Origin of the sequence: Variovorax sp. UC122_21 (assembly GCF_044056785.1) — a bacterium.
Lineage (GTDB): Bacteria > Pseudomonadota > Gammaproteobacteria > Burkholderiales > Burkholderiaceae_C > Variovorax.
This window is the reverse complement of record NZ_CP172004.1, coordinates 1591984-1607750: the sequence shown is the minus strand read 5'-3', so window position 1 is coordinate 1607750 and position 15767 is coordinate 1591984. Positions and strand designations below refer to the sequence as shown.

Sequence of the window (15767 nt, the reverse complement as noted above, 5' to 3'; positions counted from 1 at the left end):
CGCGAATCAGGCCTGCGCGGCCGTCACCACGATCTCGATCTTGTAGCCGGTGTTGGCCATCTTGGCCTGCACCGTCGCGCGCGGCGGCGTGTTGCCGGCCGGAATCCAGGCGTCCCAGACCTCGTTCATCGCCGTGATGTCGGCGATGTCGGCCAGGAAGATCTGCGTCATGAGGATGCGCGACTTGTCGCTGCCGGCCTCGGCCAGCAGCCGGTCGACCATGGCCAGCACCTGCTGGGTCTGGCCGCGGATGTCCTGCGTGGTGTCGTCGGGCACCTGGCCCGCGAGGTAGATGGTGCCGTTGTGCACCGCGGTCTCGGAAAGACGCGGTCCGACGTGGAAGCGGGTGATGTTGCCCATGGTGATTCCTTCAGTCCTTCTTCTTTTTGGAGCCCAGTTTGGACTCGGTGCCGGCGGCGAGCCGGCGGATGTCTCGCGATGCCGCCAGATCAGCAGCAGGCTCATGACGATGATGGCGACCAGCGCCGTGCGGCTCAGCGGCCACGCGATGCCGCCGCCGATCAGGTAGTAGGCCGGCGCGAAGAAGGCGGCGACCAGCGAGGAGAGCGAGGAGTAGCGGAAGAACACCGCGATGATCAGCCAGGTGGCGCCGGTCGCGAGCCCGAGCCAGGGCGCGATGCCCACCAGCACGCCGGCCGCCGTCGCCACGCCCTTGCCGCCCTGGAAGCCGAAGAACACCGGGTACAGGTGGCCGAGGAAGGCGGCCACGCCGGCCACCGCGGCCACGCCGTCGTCCAGGCCCCATTGCGCGCCCCAGTGGCGGATCACGAACACCGGCACCCAGCCCTTGACCGCGTCGAGCAGCAGCGTGGCCAGCGCCGCGCCCTTGTTGCCCGAGCGCAGCACGTTGGTCGCGCCGGGGTTCTTGCTGCCGTAGCTGCGCGGGTCGGCCATGCCGAGCGCCCTGCTCACGATGACGGCGAAGGACAGCGAGCCGAGCAGGTACGACGCCACGATGGCGATCAGGGTAGGCAGGTGAAAGGTCAAGGCGGGTCTCCGCGGATCGGTGTTGTTCTTCGGGGGGCGCATCGCCGCGCCGATGCGCCCCGGGCGGGACGCGCAGCGCCGACGATCGAATCGCAGGAGCCGGCTATTCTGCCAGCGCGCACTCCACCGGCGTCGCGCCCAGCAACTGCACGCACACCTGCGGGTCGATGCCGATCAGGTAGCCGCGCCGACCGCCGTTGAGCACGATGCGCGGCAGCGCGAGCACCGTCGCCTCCACGTACACCGGCATCTCGCGCCTGGTGCCGAAGGGCGAGGTGCCGCCCACCATGTAGCCGCTGTGGCGCTGCGCCACCTCGGGCTTGCAGGGCTCGACCGACTTGGCGCCGATCTGCCGCGCGAGGTTCTTGGTCGACACGGTGCGGTTGCCGTGCATCAGCACCACCAGCGGCCTGGCGTCCTGGTCCTGCATCACCAGCGTCTTGATCACCATGAACGGATCGAGCCCCAGCATCTCGGCGCCGCGCTGGGCGCCGCCGTGCTCCATGTATTCGTAGGGATGCTCGGTGAACGCGACCTGGTGGGCGCGCAAGAGCTGGGTGGCGGGCGTCTCGGAGACGTGGGCGTTCTTCCTGGCCATGGCGGGCGAGGCCGGCTCAGGCCGCCGGGTCGCGGATCTCCCAGCGGATCGCGTCGATCTGCGCCAGCAGCTCGGGCGACAGCGTCGTGCCCCAGGCATCGATGTCCTCGTCGAGCTGCTCGACCGTGCGCACGCCGATGATGGTGCTCGCCACCTGCCACTTGGTGTAGCAGAAGGCCAGCGCGAGCTTCACCGGCGTCAGGCCGTTGTCGAGCGCGAGCTGGTTGTAGCGGCGCGCGGCCTTGAGCGCGTCGGGCCGGCCCCAGCGCAGCTTGCGCACCGATTCGTAGCGCGTGATGCGCGCTTCCTGCGGCGCGTTTGGGCCGGTGATGCCGCTCTGGTCGTACTTGCCGGTCAGGAGGCCGTAGGCCAGCGGCGAATAGGCCAGCAGCGACACGCCGAGCCGGTGCATGGTTTCGTCGAGGCCGTTCTCGGCGCCGCGGCTCGCGAGGTTGTAGACGTTCTGCACCGTCGCCACGCGTGGCAGGCCGTGCTCCTCGGCCAGGCGCACGAACTCGTGCACGCCGTAGGGCGTCTCGTTCGACAGGCCGATGGCGCGGATCTTCCCGGCCTTCACCAGCCCGGCCAGCGCCTCGAGCTGTTCGCGGATCGGGGTCTGCGAGACCTCCTTGGCCGGGTCGTAGTAGATGTTGCCGAAGGCAGGCACGTGGCGCTCGGGCCAGTGGATCTGGTAGAGGTCGATCACGTCCGTCTGCAGCCGCTTGAGGCTCGCCTCGCACGAGGCCACGATGTCCGCGCCCGTCATGCCCACGCCTTCGCGCACCCAGGGCGTGTTGCGCAGCGGGCCCGCGACCTTGCTGGCCAGCGTCAGCTTCTGGCGCGCGCCGGGGTTGGCCGCGAACCAGTTGCCGATGATGGTCTCGGTCGCGCCGTAGGTCTCCTGGCGCGTGGGCACCGAGTACATCTCGGCCGTGTCGATGAAGTCGACGCCGCGCTCGAGCGAGCGCGCCAGGATGGCATGGGCCGTGGGCTCGTCGACCTGCTCGCCGAAGGTCATGGTGCCGAGGCAGATGGGCGTGACGTGAAGGTCGCTCTGACCGAGTCTGATTTTTTGCATGCGCGGAAATGTACCGCCGGGCTCCGCGGCGCGCTGGCGGCGGCGCCAAACCCGAGCGGCGCGGCCGTCACGGCTGTCGTCTGGCGGACTGCGTGCGCCGACCCGGCTCCTTATCATCGGTGCCATGTACCACGCCCTCCGTCCCTCGCGCAGCGAATTCGTGCCCGTGCGCAACCTCCGCTACCACGTACGCCTCTGGGGCCAGCCCTCGGCCGAGCGTCCGCCGCTGGTGCTGGTGCACGGCTGGATGGACGTGGCCGCCTCCTGGCAGTTCGTGGTCGACGCGCTGGCCGAGGAACGCTTCATCGTCGCGCCCGACTGGCGCGGCTTCGGCCTCACCGACGGCGGCGGGGTCGACAACTACTGGCTGCCCGACTACCTGGCCGACCTCGAATGGCTGCTCGACCACTACGCGGGCGAAGGCGAGGCCGCGCGCCCGGTCGACCTCGTGGGCCACAGCATGGGCGGCAACGTCGTCATGCACTACGCGGGCGTGCGGCCCGAGCGCATCCGCCGGCTGGTCAACCTCGAGGGCTTCGGCATGCCCGCGCGCCAGCCCGAGGAAGCGCCCGCGCGCTACGGCCAGTGGATCGACGAGCTCAAGCGGCTGCACCGCGGCGAACTCGAGCTCGCCGGCTACTCGGCCGTCGACGGCGTGGCGCGCCGGCTCATGAAGACCAATCCGCGCCTGTCGCAGGACAAGGCCGACTGGCTCGCGAGCCACTGGTCGGCCAGCCGCGCGCAGCCCGACGGCAGCGCGCGCTGGCAGATCCTCGGCGAGGCCGCGCACAAGGTCGTCAACGCCAACATCTTCCGCGTCGACGAGGTGCGCGCGCTCTATGCACGCATTGCCGCGCCCACGCTGATGATCGAGGCCGCCGACGACAGCCTGCAGGGCTGGTGGAAGAGCCGCTACACACTCGAGGAATTCCACCAGCGGCTGGCTTCGGTGCCCTCGGTGCGCATCGAGCAGCTGGCCGATGCCGGCCACATGCTGCACCACGACCAGCCGCAGCGGGTGGCGAAGCTGATCGAGGATTTCCTTGCGGATTGAACGATTGCGTTCACACCGAGCTTGTCGAGGCTGCACCCCGCCTTCGACAAGCTCCGGCCGAACGGATCAGGGCGAGCAGTGCTTCACAACCGTTCAGGCTGAGCCTGTCGAAGCCCGCGCCCCGCCTTCGACAACCTCAGGCCGAACGGTAGCGGGCACTCAGCCCTCGCGATTCACCGCCCGCCGCAGCGCCGCGCGCGCCAGCAGCCGCGTCGAATCGAGCGTCGGCAGCGCCGAGTTCGCATCGCTGATGATCAGCGGGATCTCGGTGCAGCCCAGCACCACCGCGTCGCAGCCCTCCTGTGCCTTCATACGCTCGATCACGCGCTGGAAGCTCGCCACGCCCTCGGGGCTGAAGATGCCGTTGACCAGCTCGTCCATGATCACGCGCCCGGTTTCGTCGCGCTCTTGCGCGTTGGGCCGGCGGTACTCGAGGCCGCGCGCCGCGAGCCTGGACGGATAGACCTCGCTGTCGACCAGCCAGCGCGTGCCCGTGATGCCGATGCGCCGGAAGCCGCGCCGCACGGCCTCGTCGGCGGCCACCTCGGCGATGTGCAGCCAGGGCAGCGGCGAACGCGGCGCCACGTACTCGAAGGCCTGGTGGATCGTGTTGTCGGGGCAGATCAGGAAGTCGGCACCCGCGGCCTGCAGCTTGCGCGCCGAAGCGAGCATCAGCTCGCTCACGCCGGCCACGTCGCCCGCATCGAGGCAGCGCACGTAGTCCGCGAGGGAGGGCGTGTGCATCGACACCTCGGGGTGCGCGTGCGCACCGAGCAGCGCGGCGCCCTCCACGCAGATGGTCTTGTAGCAAAGGGCCGCGCCTTCGGCGGAGCAGCCCACGATTCCGATGTGTTGGGTCATGCCAGCAATCCTATGACCGCTGTCCGCATATGCAAGCTTACGAATATTCGTTCGCATGCGCGGCAGCGGCTCCTAGAGTGCCCGGTTCAGTTCTGGAGCCCCTCTCTCATGCGCCCTCTCGCCCTTTCCCGCCGCCTGGCCCTGGCCGGCGGCCTCGCCCTCGCGCTGGGCCTCGCCAGCGCGGCCCAGGCCGCCGACCTGCGCGTCGGCTTCATGCCGGGCCCGTACCGCGACGCCTTCACCAAGGGCATCGAGCCCCAGCTCGCCAAGCTCGGCTACACCGTCAAGTACGTCGAATTCAGCCAGGGCGTGCAGCCCAACGACGCGGTCGAGCGCGGCCAGATCGACGCCAACATCTTCCAGCACACGCTCTACCTCAACGCCACCAACCAGCAGCAGAACTTCGACCTGGTGCCGATCGTCCACGTGCCGACGCCGCCCATGGGTCTCTACTCGCAGCGCCACAAGTCGCTGGCCAGCGTGCCCGACGGTGCCACCGTCACGCTGCCGGCCGACCCGGTGAACGCGGCGCGCGCGCTCAACATCCTCGCGGCCATCGGCTGGGTGCAGCTCAAGAGCGGCGTGAACCCGCTGAGCGTGTCCGAGCGCGACATCGCGAGCAACCCGAAGCGCCTGAAGCTGGTGCCGCTCGATGCCGCTCAGGCACCGCGCTCGCTGGCCGACGCCGACCTCGCGGCCGTGCAGGGCAACTTCGCCGTGGCCTCGGGCCTCAAGCTCACCGAGGCGCTCAAGCTCGAGGACATGACCCTGCCCTACGTCAACGTGGTGGCGGTCAAGCGCGGCAACGAGAAGGCGAAGTTCGCGCAGGACATCGTCGCGGCCTACCAGTCGCCCGAGTTCCAGCGCGTCTTCCTCGCCAATCCCGTGTGGGCCGGCTACCGCCTGCCCGACTACTTCTCGAAGTGATCGCCCGATGAGCGGCTCCGCCACCCGCAGCGCGCCTCCCCGGCGGCTGCACCTGAACGTCAACATCCTGCACTCGGGCTTCGTGCCCTCGGCCTGGCGCCTGCCCGAGGCCGACCCCTGGGCCTTCGCCGACATCCAGCACTACATCCGCACCGCGCAGATCGCGGAAGCGGGCAAGCTCGACGCGATCTTCCTGGCCGACAACGCGGCCATCGTCGACCAGATCCACTTCCGCCCGATCACCGCGCTCGAGCCCACCATCCTGCTGGCCTGCGTGGCCGCGGCCACCACCCACATCGGGCTGATCGCCACCGCGTCGACCAGCTACAACGAGCCCTACAACATCGCGCGCCGCTTCTCCACGCTCGACCACGTGAGCAACGGCCGCGCGGGCTGGAACATGGTGACCACGGCCGACCTGCCCTCGGCGCGCAACTTCGGCCTCGAGGCCACGCCCGACCATGCGAAGCGCTACGCGCGCGCCTCGGAGTTCGCCGACATCGTGAAGGCGCTGTGGGACAGCTGGGAAGACGGCGCCTTCGTCGGCGACAAGGCCACAGGCAGCTTCGTCGACGCCGCCAAGGTGCACCCCATCGCGCACCGCGGCGAGCACTTCGCGGTGCAGGGCCCGCTGAACCTGCCGCGCGCGCCGCAGGGCCATCCGGTGCTGGTGCAGGCCGGCGCCTCGGCCGACGGGCGCGAGCTCGCCTCGCGCCATGCCGAGGCCGTGTTCTCGGCCTCGCAGTCCTTCGAGGAATCGCTGGCCTACGCGCGCGCCCTCAAGGCCCGCGCGGCCGAACTGGGCCGCGGCCCCGACGCGGTGAAGGTGCTCGCGGGACTCACCACCATCGTCGGCGGCACCGAGGCCGAGGCGCTGCGCCGCCGCGACGAGCTGGTCGACCTGATCCCGTGGGACTACAGCCTCACGCGCATCGCCGGCACGCTGGGCATCACGCCCGATCGACTGAAGCTCGACGAGCGCCTGCCCGAGAACCTGCCGCTGCCCGGCAATGGCAACGGCAACCACACCTTCTTCAACGCGGTGGTGGCGGCCGGCCGCACCCATGGTTACACGGTGCGCCAGCTGATCCGCGAACTCGCGGGCGGCGGCGGCCACCGCGTGATCGTGGGCACGCCCGAGCAGATCGCCGACGACATCGAGCACTGGTTCAAGGGCGGCGCGGCCGACGGCTTCAACCTGATGCCCGATGCGCTGCCGCACGGGCTCGAGCATTTCGTCGACGGAGTGGTGCCGATCCTGCAGAAGCGCGGGTTGTTCCGCACGGAGTACGAGGGGCGGACCTTGCGCGATCACCTGGGGCTGGCGCGGCCCGAAGGGCGGACGGCGCAGCGGTTGGCGGCTTAAGAGAGGCGTTCGGGGCTGGCTTCGACAAGCTCAGCCCGAACGGTCGGGGAGAAACGGTTGAGAAGGAAAACGGTTGGGAGAGCTTTCCCCCACCGTTCGCCCCGAGCTTGTCGAAGGGCAGCCACCGCCCCGAAACTCAACCCTCGTCCGCGTCGTTCCCCGTCAACGACAGCACCTCTTCGACGAAGGCCTCGAACCCCGGCAGCGCCGCATGCGGCAGCGCCTCGTCCGCGCCCTCGCCGTCGTCGAAGAACACCCGGGCGCGCCCCACCGGCAGCGCGACCCATTCGCCGGCCTCGAGCAGCAGCCCCAGATAGCCCTCGCCCTCGGGCACATAGAACAAGCCGGCCTGCCCGAGCACGCGAACCTCCTCGCCCGCGAGCGGCGCGGGTGCGTCCTCGCGCCCCCATCGCACGCCCTGCGCGGCCAGCCGGTCGGTGATCCAACCGTCGCACACATGGGTGTCGCTCCAGCTCGCTTGCGCATCGAACACGGCCAGCACGGGCATGGGAAGGTCCCTCTCAGGAAAATGGTTGGTTTATTGCAGGAAGCTGGGCTTCGCGTAGCCCTGGAACTTCGTGTCGACCACCGCCTTGAATTCCTTCGAGTGGTAGGCCTCCACGAGGTCCTTGGCCCAGGCGGTGTTCTTGTCCGCGGTCTTCACGGCCACGACATTCAGGTAGTAGTCGGGCGTCTTCTCGAGCACCACCGCTTCGGTGAGCTTCAGGCCCGAGGAGATCGCGAAGTTGCCGTTGATGATCGCGTACTCGGTGTCGCCGAGCGAGCGCGGCAATTGTGCAGCCTCGAGCGGAATGAACTTCAGCTTCTTGGGGTTGTCGGCCACGTCCTTCTCGGAAGCGCGCAGCGGATCGACGCCCTGCTTGATCGTGATCAGCTTGTTCTGCTCCAGCAGCACCAGCGCGCGCGCCAGGTTGCTCGGGTCGTTCGGCAAGGTCACGCGGTCGCCTTCCTTCAGGTCGGCCAGCGTCTTGCGCTTGGTCGAGTACACGCCCAGCGGCGCGATCGGGCCCTGCACCAGCTCGGCCAGGTCCAGCTTCTGGTCGGCCGCGAATTTCTTCAGGTAGACCTGGTGCTGGAAGAAGTTGGCGTCGAGCGAGCCCTGGGCCAGCGCCAGGTTGGGCTGCACGTAGTCGTTGAATTCGACCAGCTTCACCTTGTAGCCCTTCTTCTCGAGGATCGGCACGATGCCTTGCTTGAGCTGGTCGATGTTCGAGCCGGCGGTGCCGCCGATCGTGAGGTTCTTCTTGGCGTCCTGCGCCTGCGCCGGCAGCGAGAGGCCGCCGAGCGACAGCGCGGCGAGGGACAGGGCGAGGACGGAACGGCGCAGCAGTGCGGTGGTCATGACGGAAGGCTTTGCAGGAAAGAAAGAGAAAAGGAACGGGAGAAAAAACAAATCAACGCTTGTCGAGCCTGCGCGCCGCGGTGTTGCCGACGAATTGCAGGATCTGTACCAGCACCACGAGCAGCGCCACGGTGAGCACCATCACGTCGGTCTGGAAGCGGTAGTAGCCGTAGCGGATGGCCAGGTCGCCGATGCCGCCGCCGCCCACCACGCCGGCGATCGCCGAGTAGGAGAGGAAGCTCACCGCGAGCACCGTGAGCGCCAGCACCAGGCCCGAACGCGCCTCGACCACCAGCACGCGCCAGACGATCTGCAGCTCCGAGGCGCCCATCGCATGGGCCGCCTCGATCACGCCGCGCGGCACCTCGCGCAGGCACTGGTCGACCAGCCGCGCGAAATAGGGAATGGCCGCGAACGACAGCGGCACCGCCGCGGCCAGCGGCCCGATCGAGGTGCCCGCGATGATGCGCGTGAACGGCACCAGCGCCACCAGCAGGATGATGAAGGGGAAGGAGCGCACCGTGTTCACGAGCCAGTTCAGGATCAGGAACGCGGGCCGGTTGGCGAGCGACTGGCCCGGGCCGAGCAGGAACAGCAGGATGCCCAGCGGCCCGCCGATCAGCACCGCGGCCGACAGGCCGATGGCCAGCATCATGAAGGTCTGGCCGGTCGCGACCCAGAGCTCGGGAAGGATGGGGGCGATGTTCTCAAACATAGGCCACCTCCAGCGCGCTGCGTTGGGTGGCAACCGGGGCGCTGGCCGAGGCGGCCTCGCGCGCCTCGCGTGCATCGCGCTCGCGGCGCCGCACCAGCTCGTCGATCTCGCGGCCCAGCGCGGTCTTGCGCGCCTCGCTCGGCGCGGCGTCGACCTCGAACTGCTCGACCAGCCGGCCCTTCTCGAGGATCGCCACGTTGCGGCACAGCACCTCGACCACCGACAGCTCGTGCGTCACGATCACGATGGTCACGCCGATCTTCTGGTTGATGTCGCGCAGGGTCTCGAGCAGCGAGCGCGTGGTCTCGCTGTCGAGCGCCGAGGTCGGTTCGTCGCACAGCAGCACCTGCGGGCGCGGCGCCAGCGCGCGGGCGATCGCCACGCGCTGCTTCTGGCCGCCCGAGAGCTGGGCCGGGTAGGTGTCGATCTTTTCCGACAGGCCCACCAGTTCCAGGCATTCGCGCACGCGGGCGTCGATCTCGGCGCGCGAATGGCGGCCGTGGATCTTCAGCGGGAAAACCACGTTGTCGAACACCGTGGCGTTCTGCAGCAGGTTGAACTGCTGGAAGATCATGCCGATGTTCTGGCGCGTGTCGCGCAGCTCGCGGCGCGACAGCGTCGTGAGGTCGCGCCCGCCGACCAGCACGCGGCCCGCGTCGGGCCGCTCGAGCAGGTTGATCAGGCGCAGAAGGGTCGACTTGCCGGCGCCGCTCTTGCCGATCAGGCCGAACACGTCGCCCTGCTGGATGTCGAGCGATAGCGATTGCACGGCGTCGAAGACCTCGCCGCTGGGCAGCGCGAAGGACTTCTGCACCGACTGGAGGCGGATGACCGGTTCCGCGCTGCCGCGGGCCGGGTCGGACGATGGGTTGCTCATGTCTGGGGGGAACCAAGGAACGGATGCGTGCGGCCGCCAGGAGAAACCATCGGCCACGGATTCGCAAAAAGGTGCCGAGTATGAAAAGAAAGGCTTCGAAAGGGAACGAACAAATCGGGCGATGCTTATTCCCGAAACCACATAAAGAAGCACCTGCGTTCAACCCCATACACCATAAAGCGAGCAGGGGCTCCCATATGGATATGCGCATTGGTTCGTTCCCATCGCGCCCGCCTGCTGCCACATTCGCGCCTTTCTTTTTCGAGCGCGCAGCGCCACCCCAACCATGCACAGCATCCTTCGCCGCCGCGGCCTCCTTGCCGCCACCCTGGCGGCTTCCCTCCTCGGCGGCATCGCCGGCGGCGCCCAGGCCCAGGACAACAAGAACACCGTCAAGGTCGGCATCTCGGTCGGCAACGCCGAGCAGATCTTCGAAGTGGTGAAGAAGGTCGCCGCCAAGGACGGCCTCACGGTCCAGGTCGTGGTCTTCAACGACTACCAGCTGCCCAATGCCGCGCTTGCGGCCGGCGACCTCGACGCCAACGCCTTCCAGCACCAGCCCTTCCTCGACAACCAGATCAAGGCGCGCGGCTTCGACCTCGTGCCCGTGGGCCTGACCATCACCGCGCCGCTGGGCTTCTATTCGAAGAAGCTCAAGAGCATCGACCAGCTGCCCGAGGGCGCCGCGGTCGGCATCCAGAACGACCCGTCGAACGGCAACCGCGCCTTGCTGCTGCTGCAACAGGCCGGCCTGATCACGCTCAAGCCTGAGGCCGTGAAGAACAACACCGCCACCCCGCTCGACGTGGTAACCAACCCCAAGAAGCTCAAGCTGGTGCCGCTGGACGCCGCGCAACTGCCGCGCTCGCTCGACGACCTCACGATCGCCTCGATCAACAACGACTACGCCGAGAAGGCCGGCCTCTCGTTCAACAAGGACGCCGTCATCAAGGAATCGCCCAAGGGCCCCTACGCCAACCTGATCGCCGTGCGACGCGCCGACAAGGACAAGCCCTGGGCCAAGCGCCTGGTGGCGGCCTACCAGTCGCCCGAGGTCAAGAGCTTCATCGAGACCCAGTTCAAGGGCGCGCTGGTCCCCGCCTTCTGAGGACTTCCCCCTCCCCCTCTGGGGGAGGGCCGGGGTGGGGGCACCGGGCCTGTGCACCGGCCGGGCGGGGGCAACCGCCCCGGCGCCCCCATCCCGACCTTCCCCCAGCGGGGGAAGGAGAAAGACCCCCTTTCCCCGCGCGCCGAGGCGCAATCCAGGGCCTCTGCCGGCCCCCATCCCCGTCCATGAGAAAATCGTCGGTTTCCCCTCACACAGTCAGGACACCCCATGGACGCAGAACAAATCAACCAGATCGGCGCAACGCTTGCGGACCTGAGCGTGCGGACGGTGGATCTCCGGAGGTATCTTTGACTACGATGCCAAAGCCGAACGTCTGAGGACGGTCAACGCATCGCTCGAAGATCCCAACGTCTGGAACGACCCCAAGAAGGCCCAGGAACTGGGCAAGGAAAAGAAGTCGCTCGACGACGTCGTCGTCACGCTCGACCGCCTCACCAGCGGCCTGTCGGACAACACCGAGCTCTACGAGATGTCGAAGGAAGAAGGCGACGTCGACGGCCTGCAGGCCATCGCCGATGACGCTGCCACGCTCGAAGCCGACATCAAGCAGCTCGAGTTCCGCCGGATGTTCAACAACCCGGCCGACCCGCTGAACGCCTTCGTCGACATCCAGGCCGGCGCCGGCGGCACCGAGGCCTGCGACTGGGCCAGCATGCTGCTGCGCCAGTACACCAAGTACGCCGAGCGCAAGGGCTTCAAGATCCAGCTCGAGGACGAGACCCCGGGCGACACCGCCGGCATCAAGAGCGCGACCATCAAGGTCGAGGGCGACTACGCCTTCGGCCTGCTGCGCACCGAGACCGGCGTGCACCGCCTCGTGCGCAAGTCGCCGTTCGACTCCTCGGGCGGTCGCCACACCAGCTTCGCGAGCATCTTCGTCTACCCCGAGATCGACGACTCCATCGAGATCGAGATCAACCCGGCGGACGTGCGCACCGACACCTTCCGTGCCAGCGGTGCGGGCGGCCAGCACATCAACAAGACCGACTCGGCCGTGCGGCTCACGCACATCCCGACGGGCATCGTGGTGCAGTGCCAGGACGGCCGCAGCCAGCACAGCAACCGCGACGTGGCGTGGAAGCGCCTGCGTTCGCGCCTGTACGACCACGAGATGCGCAAGCGCCAGGAAGAGCAGCAGAAGCTCGAGGACAGCAAGACCGACGTGGGCTGGGGCCACCAGATCCGCAGCTACGTGCTGGACAACAGCCGCATCAAGGACCTGCGCACCAACGTCGAGATCTCGGCCACCCAGAAGGTGCTCGACGGCGACCTCGACGTGTTCATCGAAGCCTCGCTCAAGCAGGGCGTCTGATCCTGCCTCTTCCTTTTCGTCACCACCGCAACCACCCGCGCAGCCCCGCATGAATCTCAACGGCAAGGTCGAAGCCCTGATCTTCGACATGGACGGCACCGTGATCGACTCCATGCCCTGGCATGCGCGCTCGTGGGTCGAGTTCGCGCGGCGCCACGGCGTCGACCTCGATGTGAGCGAGATCCTCGCCCGCACCACGGGCCGCACCGGCGTGGAGAGCATGCGCGAGCTGTTCGAGCGCGAGCTCGCCGACGACGAAGCGCGGGCCATGGTGCACGAGAAGGAAGAGATCTACCGCGCCCTGTTCACCGACAACTTCACCGAAGTGGCCGGCTTCACCGCCTTCGCCAAGGCCGCCGTGGCGCGCGGGCTGAAGGTGGCCGTGGGCACGGCCGGCGACCGCCACAACATCGAGTTCGCCATGTCGCGCCTGAAGATGGACCCGCTGCCGCTGGCCATCGTCGGCGGCGACGAGGGCTTCAGCGGCAAGCCCACGCCTGCCATCTTTCTCGAGGCCGCGCGCCGCATCGGCGTGGCGCCCGAACGCTGCATCGTGTTCGAGGACGCCCCCTTCGGCATCGAGGCCGCGCGCCGCGGCGGCATGCGCGCCGTGGCCGTGTGCAGCACCCACAGCGCCACCGAACTCGCCGGCCCCCACGTGATCGCCGCCGTACGCGACTACAACGAACTCGCCCATTCGAATTTTCTGGAGACCCTCGATGCCGTTGCTGCCTGATTTCAGCGGTACCCAAGCCGCACCGAACGCCATCCGCCGCGAAGACTACGCACCGCCGGCCTTCTGGATCGACACCGTCGACCTCACCTTCGACCTCGACCCGGCCAAGACCCGCGTGCTCAATCGCATGCGCCTGCGCCGCAACCCCGACGTGCCGGCGCAGCCGCTGCGCCTGGACGGTGACGAGCTCAACCTCGCGCGCGTGCTGGTCAACGGCCAGGGCGCCTCGTTCCGCATGGAAGGCGACCAGCTCGTGCTCGACGGTTTGCCCTCGGCGGAAGACGGCTCTTTCGAGCTCGAGCTCTTCACCACCTGCTGCCCCATCAAGAACACCAAGCTGATGGGCCTGTTCGTGAGCGAGGACACCTTCTTCACGCAGTGCGAGGCCGAGGGCTTCCGCCGCATCACCTACTTCCTCGACCGGCCCGACGTGATGGCGATGTACACCGTCACCCTGCGCGCCGCCAAGGCCGCCTACCCGGTGCTGCTGTCGAACGGCAACCTGGTCGAGCACGGCGACCTGCCCGAGGGCCGCCACTTCGCCAAGTGGGTCGACCCCTTCAAGAAGCCCAGCTACCTGTTCGCGCTGGTCGCGGGCAAGCTGGTGGCGCGCGAGCAGCGCATCAAGGCGCGCAGCGGCAAGGAACACCTGCTGCAGGTGTACGTGCGCGCCGGCGACCTCGACAAGACCGAGCACGCGATGAACTCGCTGATCAACTCGGTGCTGTGGGACGAGGCCCGCTTCGGCCTGCCGCTGGACCTCGACCGCTTCATGATCGTGGCCACCAGCGACTTCAACATGGGCGCCATGGAGAACAAGGGCCTGAACATCTTCAACACGAAGTACGTTCTGGCCAACCAGGCCACCGCCACCGACGCCGACTACGGCAACGTCGAGAGCGTGGTCGGCCACGAGTACTTCCACAACTGGTCGGGCGACCGCGTGACCTGCCGCGACTGGTTCCAGCTCTCGCTGAAGGAAGGCCTCACCGTCTTCCGCGACCAGGAGTTCAGCCAGGACCTGTGCGCCGACGCCTCGGCACGCGCCGTCAAGCGCATCGAGGACGTGCGCGTGCTGCGCACCGCCCAGTTCCCCGAGGACGCCGGCCCCATGGCCCACCCGGTGCGGCCCGACAGCTACATCGAGATCAGCAACTTCTACACCGTCACCATCTACGAGAAGGGTGCCGAGGTCGTTCGCATGATGCAGACCCTGGTGGGCCGCAAGGGCTTCGAGAAGGGCATCACCCTCTACTTCGAGCGCCACGACGGCCAGGCCGTGACCTGCGACGACTTCGCCCAGGCCATCGCCGACGCCAACCCCGACTCCGAACTCGCGCGCCTGCTGCCCCAGTTCAAGCGCTGGTACAGCCAGGCCGGCACCCCGCGCCTGAAGGCCAGCGGCGTGTACGACAGCGCCAACCGCAGCTACACCCTGAGCGTGCTGCAGAGCTGCCCGCCCACACCGGGCCAGCCCAACAAAGACCCGTTTGTCATTCCGCTGAACCTCGGCCTGCTCGACGCCAGCGGCCGCGAGCTGCCCGTGCAGCTCGAGGGCGAAGCCGAAGGCAGCGTCGGCACCCGCACCCTGGTGCTGTCGCGCGCCGGCGAGCAGTTCACCTTCACCAACCTCGACGCCGAGCCCGTGCCCTCGATCCTGCGCGGCTTCAGCGCGCCGGTGATCCTCGACTTCGAGTACAGCGACGCCCAGCTGCTGACCCTGCTGGCCAACGACCCCGATCCTTTCAACCGCTGGGAAGCCGGCCAGCGCCTGGGCCTGCGCGCCGCGCTGCAGGGCATCGCCGCCCTGGCCACCGACACCACCCCGGTGCTCGGCGAGGCCTACCTCGAGGCCATGCGCAGCGTGCTGCGCCATCCGCGGCTCGACCCCGCCTTCAAGGAGCTGGTGCTCACCCTGCCGTCGGAAACCTACATCGCCGAGCAGCTCGACGTGGTCGATCCGCAGCGCGTGCACCTCGTGCGCGAAGCCATGCGCGCCCAGCTCGCCACCGCCCTCTTCAGCGACTGGCAGCAGGCCTACGAGGCGCACCACGACACCGGCGCCTACAGCCCCGATCCGCTGAGCTCGGGCCGCCGCGCCCTGGCCGGCATGGCGCTCAACTTCCTGTGCCTGGCCGCGCGCTCCTCGGGCGACACCGTCTGGCCCGGCAAGACCCTGCAGCGCTTCAAGGACGCGGGCAACATGACCGACCGCTTCAACGCGCTCAACGCCCTCGTGTCGTCGGGCCACACCTTGGCCGCGCAGGCGCTCGCGCGCTTCCATGCCCTGTTCAAGAACGAGGCCCTGGTCATCGACAAGTGGTTCTCGCTGCAGGCCGGCGCCAGCGACCGCGGCGGCGACATCCTGCCGCTGGTGAAGCAGCTCATGAAGCACCCCGACTTCTCGCTGAAGAACCCCAACCGCGCGCGCAGCGTCATCTTCAGCTACTGCAGCGCCAACCCTGGCGCCTTCCACCGCCCCGACGCCGCCGGCTACGTGTTCTGGAGCGAGCGCGTCATCGAGCTCGACGCCCTCAACCCCCAGGTGGCCGCCCGCCTCGCGCGCGCCCTCGACCGCTGGAGCAAGCTCGCCGAGCCCTACCGCAGCGCCGCGCGCGAAGCCATCGCGCGCGTGGCCGCCAAGCCCGACCTGAGCAAGGACACCCACGAGGTCGTGACCCGCGCCCTGGCCGGCAGCTGATCCGCACACAAGCAACGCATCGAAGAGAAACCGAAGAACCCT

General features: G+C 68.5%; 15 protein-coding genes and 1 pseudogene. 7 read left to right on the top strand and 9 right to left on the bottom strand.

Annotation, left to right across the window (positions count from 1 at the left end; all coding sequences use genetic code 11):
• Positions 1-6: 6 nt before the first annotated feature.
• The 4 genes and pseudogenes from ACHMXE_RS19995 to ACHMXE_RS19980 form a co-directional block, all read right to left on the bottom strand.
• Positions 7-360: a RidA family protein gene (locus ACHMXE_RS19995; protein WP_203202210.1), complete on the bottom strand. Its 354-nt coding sequence runs from the start codon at positions 358-360 to the stop codon at positions 7-9.
• Positions 361-370: 10 nt separating this feature from the next.
• A pseudogene (gene plsY / locus ACHMXE_RS19990) lies at positions 371-1008 on the bottom strand (glycerol-3-phosphate 1-O-acyltransferase PlsY).
• Positions 1009-1111: 103 nt separating this feature from the next.
• Complete coding sequence (locus ACHMXE_RS19985) at positions 1112-1606, bottom strand: aminoacyl-tRNA deacylase (protein WP_203202211.1); 495 nt, start codon at positions 1604-1606, stop codon at positions 1112-1114.
• A gap of 16 nt (positions 1607-1622) precedes the next feature.
• Complete coding sequence (locus ACHMXE_RS19980) at positions 1623-2684, bottom strand: aldo/keto reductase (RefSeq protein ID WP_203202212.1); 1062 nt, start codon at positions 2682-2684, stop codon at positions 1623-1625.
• Positions 2685-2808: 124 nt separating this feature from the next.
• Between ACHMXE_RS19980 and ACHMXE_RS19975 the strand changes: the two genes are divergently transcribed.
• Positions 2809-3738, top strand: a complete 930-nt coding sequence (locus ACHMXE_RS19975; RefSeq protein ID WP_395350957.1) for an alpha/beta fold hydrolase — start codon at positions 2809-2811, stop codon at positions 3736-3738.
• Positions 3739-3897: 159 nt separating this feature from the next.
• On the opposite strand, the gene ACHMXE_RS19970 is transcribed toward ACHMXE_RS19975, so the two are convergent.
• On the bottom strand, positions 3898-4599 hold the full coding sequence (locus tag ACHMXE_RS19970) for an aspartate/glutamate racemase family protein (RefSeq protein ID WP_395350954.1): 702 nt from the start codon (positions 4597-4599) through the stop codon (positions 3898-3900).
• 108 nt (positions 4600-4707) lie between these two features.
• Between ACHMXE_RS19970 and ACHMXE_RS19965 the strand changes: the two genes are divergently transcribed.
• Positions 4708-5526 carry a MetQ/NlpA family ABC transporter substrate-binding protein gene (locus ACHMXE_RS19965; protein WP_395350952.1) on the top strand — a complete coding sequence of 273 codons (819 nt, stop codon included), beginning with the start codon at positions 4708-4710 and terminating at the stop codon, positions 5524-5526.
• A gap of 7 nt (positions 5527-5533) precedes the next feature.
• The gene (locus tag ACHMXE_RS19960) at positions 5534-6892 is read left to right on the top strand and encodes an LLM class flavin-dependent oxidoreductase (protein WP_395350950.1); all 1359 of its coding nucleotides are present in this window, start codon (positions 5534-5536) and stop codon (positions 6890-6892) included.
• 136 nt (positions 6893-7028) lie between these two features.
• Here the strand turns inward: ACHMXE_RS19960 and ACHMXE_RS19955 are convergent, their stop codons facing one another.
• The 4 genes from ACHMXE_RS19955 to ACHMXE_RS19940 are packed head-to-tail and all read right to left on the bottom strand — an operon-like array spanning position 7029 to position 9847.
• A complete protein-coding gene (locus ACHMXE_RS19955) occupies positions 7029-7400 on the bottom strand; it encodes a hypothetical protein (protein WP_209546703.1) in 372 nt (123 codons plus the stop codon).
• Positions 7401-7430: 30 nt separating this feature from the next.
• Positions 7431-8255: a MetQ/NlpA family ABC transporter substrate-binding protein gene (locus ACHMXE_RS19950; RefSeq protein WP_093340246.1), complete on the bottom strand. Its 825-nt coding sequence runs from the start codon at positions 8253-8255 to the stop codon at positions 7431-7433.
• A 52-nt stretch (positions 8256-8307) separates the two neighbouring features.
• A complete protein-coding gene (locus tag ACHMXE_RS19945; RefSeq protein WP_093340247.1) occupies positions 8308-8970 on the bottom strand; it encodes a methionine ABC transporter permease in 663 nt (220 codons plus the stop codon).
• Positions 8963-9847: a methionine ABC transporter ATP-binding protein gene (locus ACHMXE_RS19940; protein ID WP_395350947.1), complete on the bottom strand. Its 885-nt coding sequence runs from the start codon at positions 9845-9847 to the stop codon at positions 8963-8965. Before ACHMXE_RS19940 ends, ACHMXE_RS19945 begins: the two co-directional genes overlap by 8 nt.
• Positions 9848-10133: 286 nt before the next feature.
• Here ACHMXE_RS19940 and ACHMXE_RS19935 point away from each other — a divergent pair, with 286 nt between their 5' ends.
• The 4 genes from ACHMXE_RS19935 to pepN all read left to right on the top strand — a co-directional run bounded on the left by ACHMXE_RS19935 (position 10134) and on the right by pepN (position 15725).
• A complete protein-coding gene (locus tag ACHMXE_RS19935) occupies positions 10134-10955 on the top strand; it encodes a MetQ/NlpA family ABC transporter substrate-binding protein (protein ID WP_208508280.1) in 822 nt (273 codons plus the stop codon).
• 228 nt (positions 10956-11183) lie between these two features.
• Positions 11184-12288 (top strand): peptide chain release factor 2 gene (prfB, locus tag ACHMXE_RS19930; protein ID WP_143129059.1). Its coding sequence is split into 2 segments (ribosomal slippage): positions 11184-11264 and positions 11266-12288, totalling 1104 coding nucleotides; the frame shifts between segments, so codons are not numbered across the junction.
• Positions 12289-12337: 49 nt separating this feature from the next.
• Positions 12338-13024, top strand: coding sequence for an HAD family hydrolase (locus tag ACHMXE_RS19925; protein WP_395350944.1), 687 nt, complete (start codon positions 12338-12340; stop codon positions 13022-13024).
• Positions 13008-15725, top strand: coding sequence for an aminopeptidase N (gene pepN / locus ACHMXE_RS19920; protein WP_395350942.1), 2718 nt, complete (start codon positions 13008-13010; stop codon positions 15723-15725). Before ACHMXE_RS19925 ends, pepN begins: the two co-directional genes overlap by 17 nt.
• Positions 15726-15767 lie beyond the last annotated feature (42 nt).

Coding starts and splice junctions, on each gene's coding strand:
- ACHMXE_RS19995 (WP_203202210.1), bottom strand. CDS start 360: ATGGGCAACATCACCCGCTTCCACGTCGGACCGCGTCTTTCCGAGACC.
- ACHMXE_RS19985 (WP_203202211.1), bottom strand. CDS start 1,606: ATGGCCAGGAAGAACGCCCACGTCTCCGAGACGCCCGCCACCCAGCTC.
- ACHMXE_RS19980 (WP_203202212.1), bottom strand. CDS start 2,684: ATGCAAAAAATCAGACTCGGTCAGAGCGACCTTCACGTCACGCCCATC.
- ACHMXE_RS19975 (WP_395350957.1), top strand. CDS start 2,809: ATGTACCACGCCCTCCGTCCCTCGCGCAGCGAATTCGTGCCCGTGCGC.
- ACHMXE_RS19970 (WP_395350954.1), bottom strand. CDS start 4,599: ATGACCCAACACATCGGAATCGTGGGCTGCTCCGCCGAAGGCGCGGCC.
- ACHMXE_RS19965 (WP_395350952.1), top strand. CDS start 4,708: ATGCGCCCTCTCGCCCTTTCCCGCCGCCTGGCCCTGGCCGGCGGCCTC.
- ACHMXE_RS19960 (WP_395350950.1), top strand. CDS start 5,534: ATGAGCGGCTCCGCCACCCGCAGCGCGCCTCCCCGGCGGCTGCACCTG.
- ACHMXE_RS19955 (WP_209546703.1), bottom strand. CDS start 7,400: ATGCCCGTGCTGGCCGTGTTCGATGCGCAAGCGAGCTGGAGCGACACC.
- ACHMXE_RS19950 (WP_093340246.1), bottom strand. CDS start 8,255: ATGACCACCGCACTGCTGCGCCGTTCCGTCCTCGCCCTGTCCCTCGCC.
- ACHMXE_RS19945 (WP_093340247.1), bottom strand. CDS start 8,970: ATGTTTGAGAACATCGCCCCCATCCTTCCCGAGCTCTGGGTCGCGACC.
- ACHMXE_RS19940 (WP_395350947.1), bottom strand. CDS start 9,847: ATGAGCAACCCATCGTCCGACCCGGCCCGCGGCAGCGCGGAACCGGTC.
- ACHMXE_RS19935 (WP_208508280.1), top strand. CDS start 10,134: ATGCACAGCATCCTTCGCCGCCGCGGCCTCCTTGCCGCCACCCTGGCG.
- ACHMXE_RS19925 (WP_395350944.1), top strand. CDS start 12,338: ATGAATCTCAACGGCAAGGTCGAAGCCCTGATCTTCGACATGGACGGC.
- pepN (WP_395350942.1), top strand. CDS start 13,008: ATGCCGTTGCTGCCTGATTTCAGCGGTACCCAAGCCGCACCGAACGCC.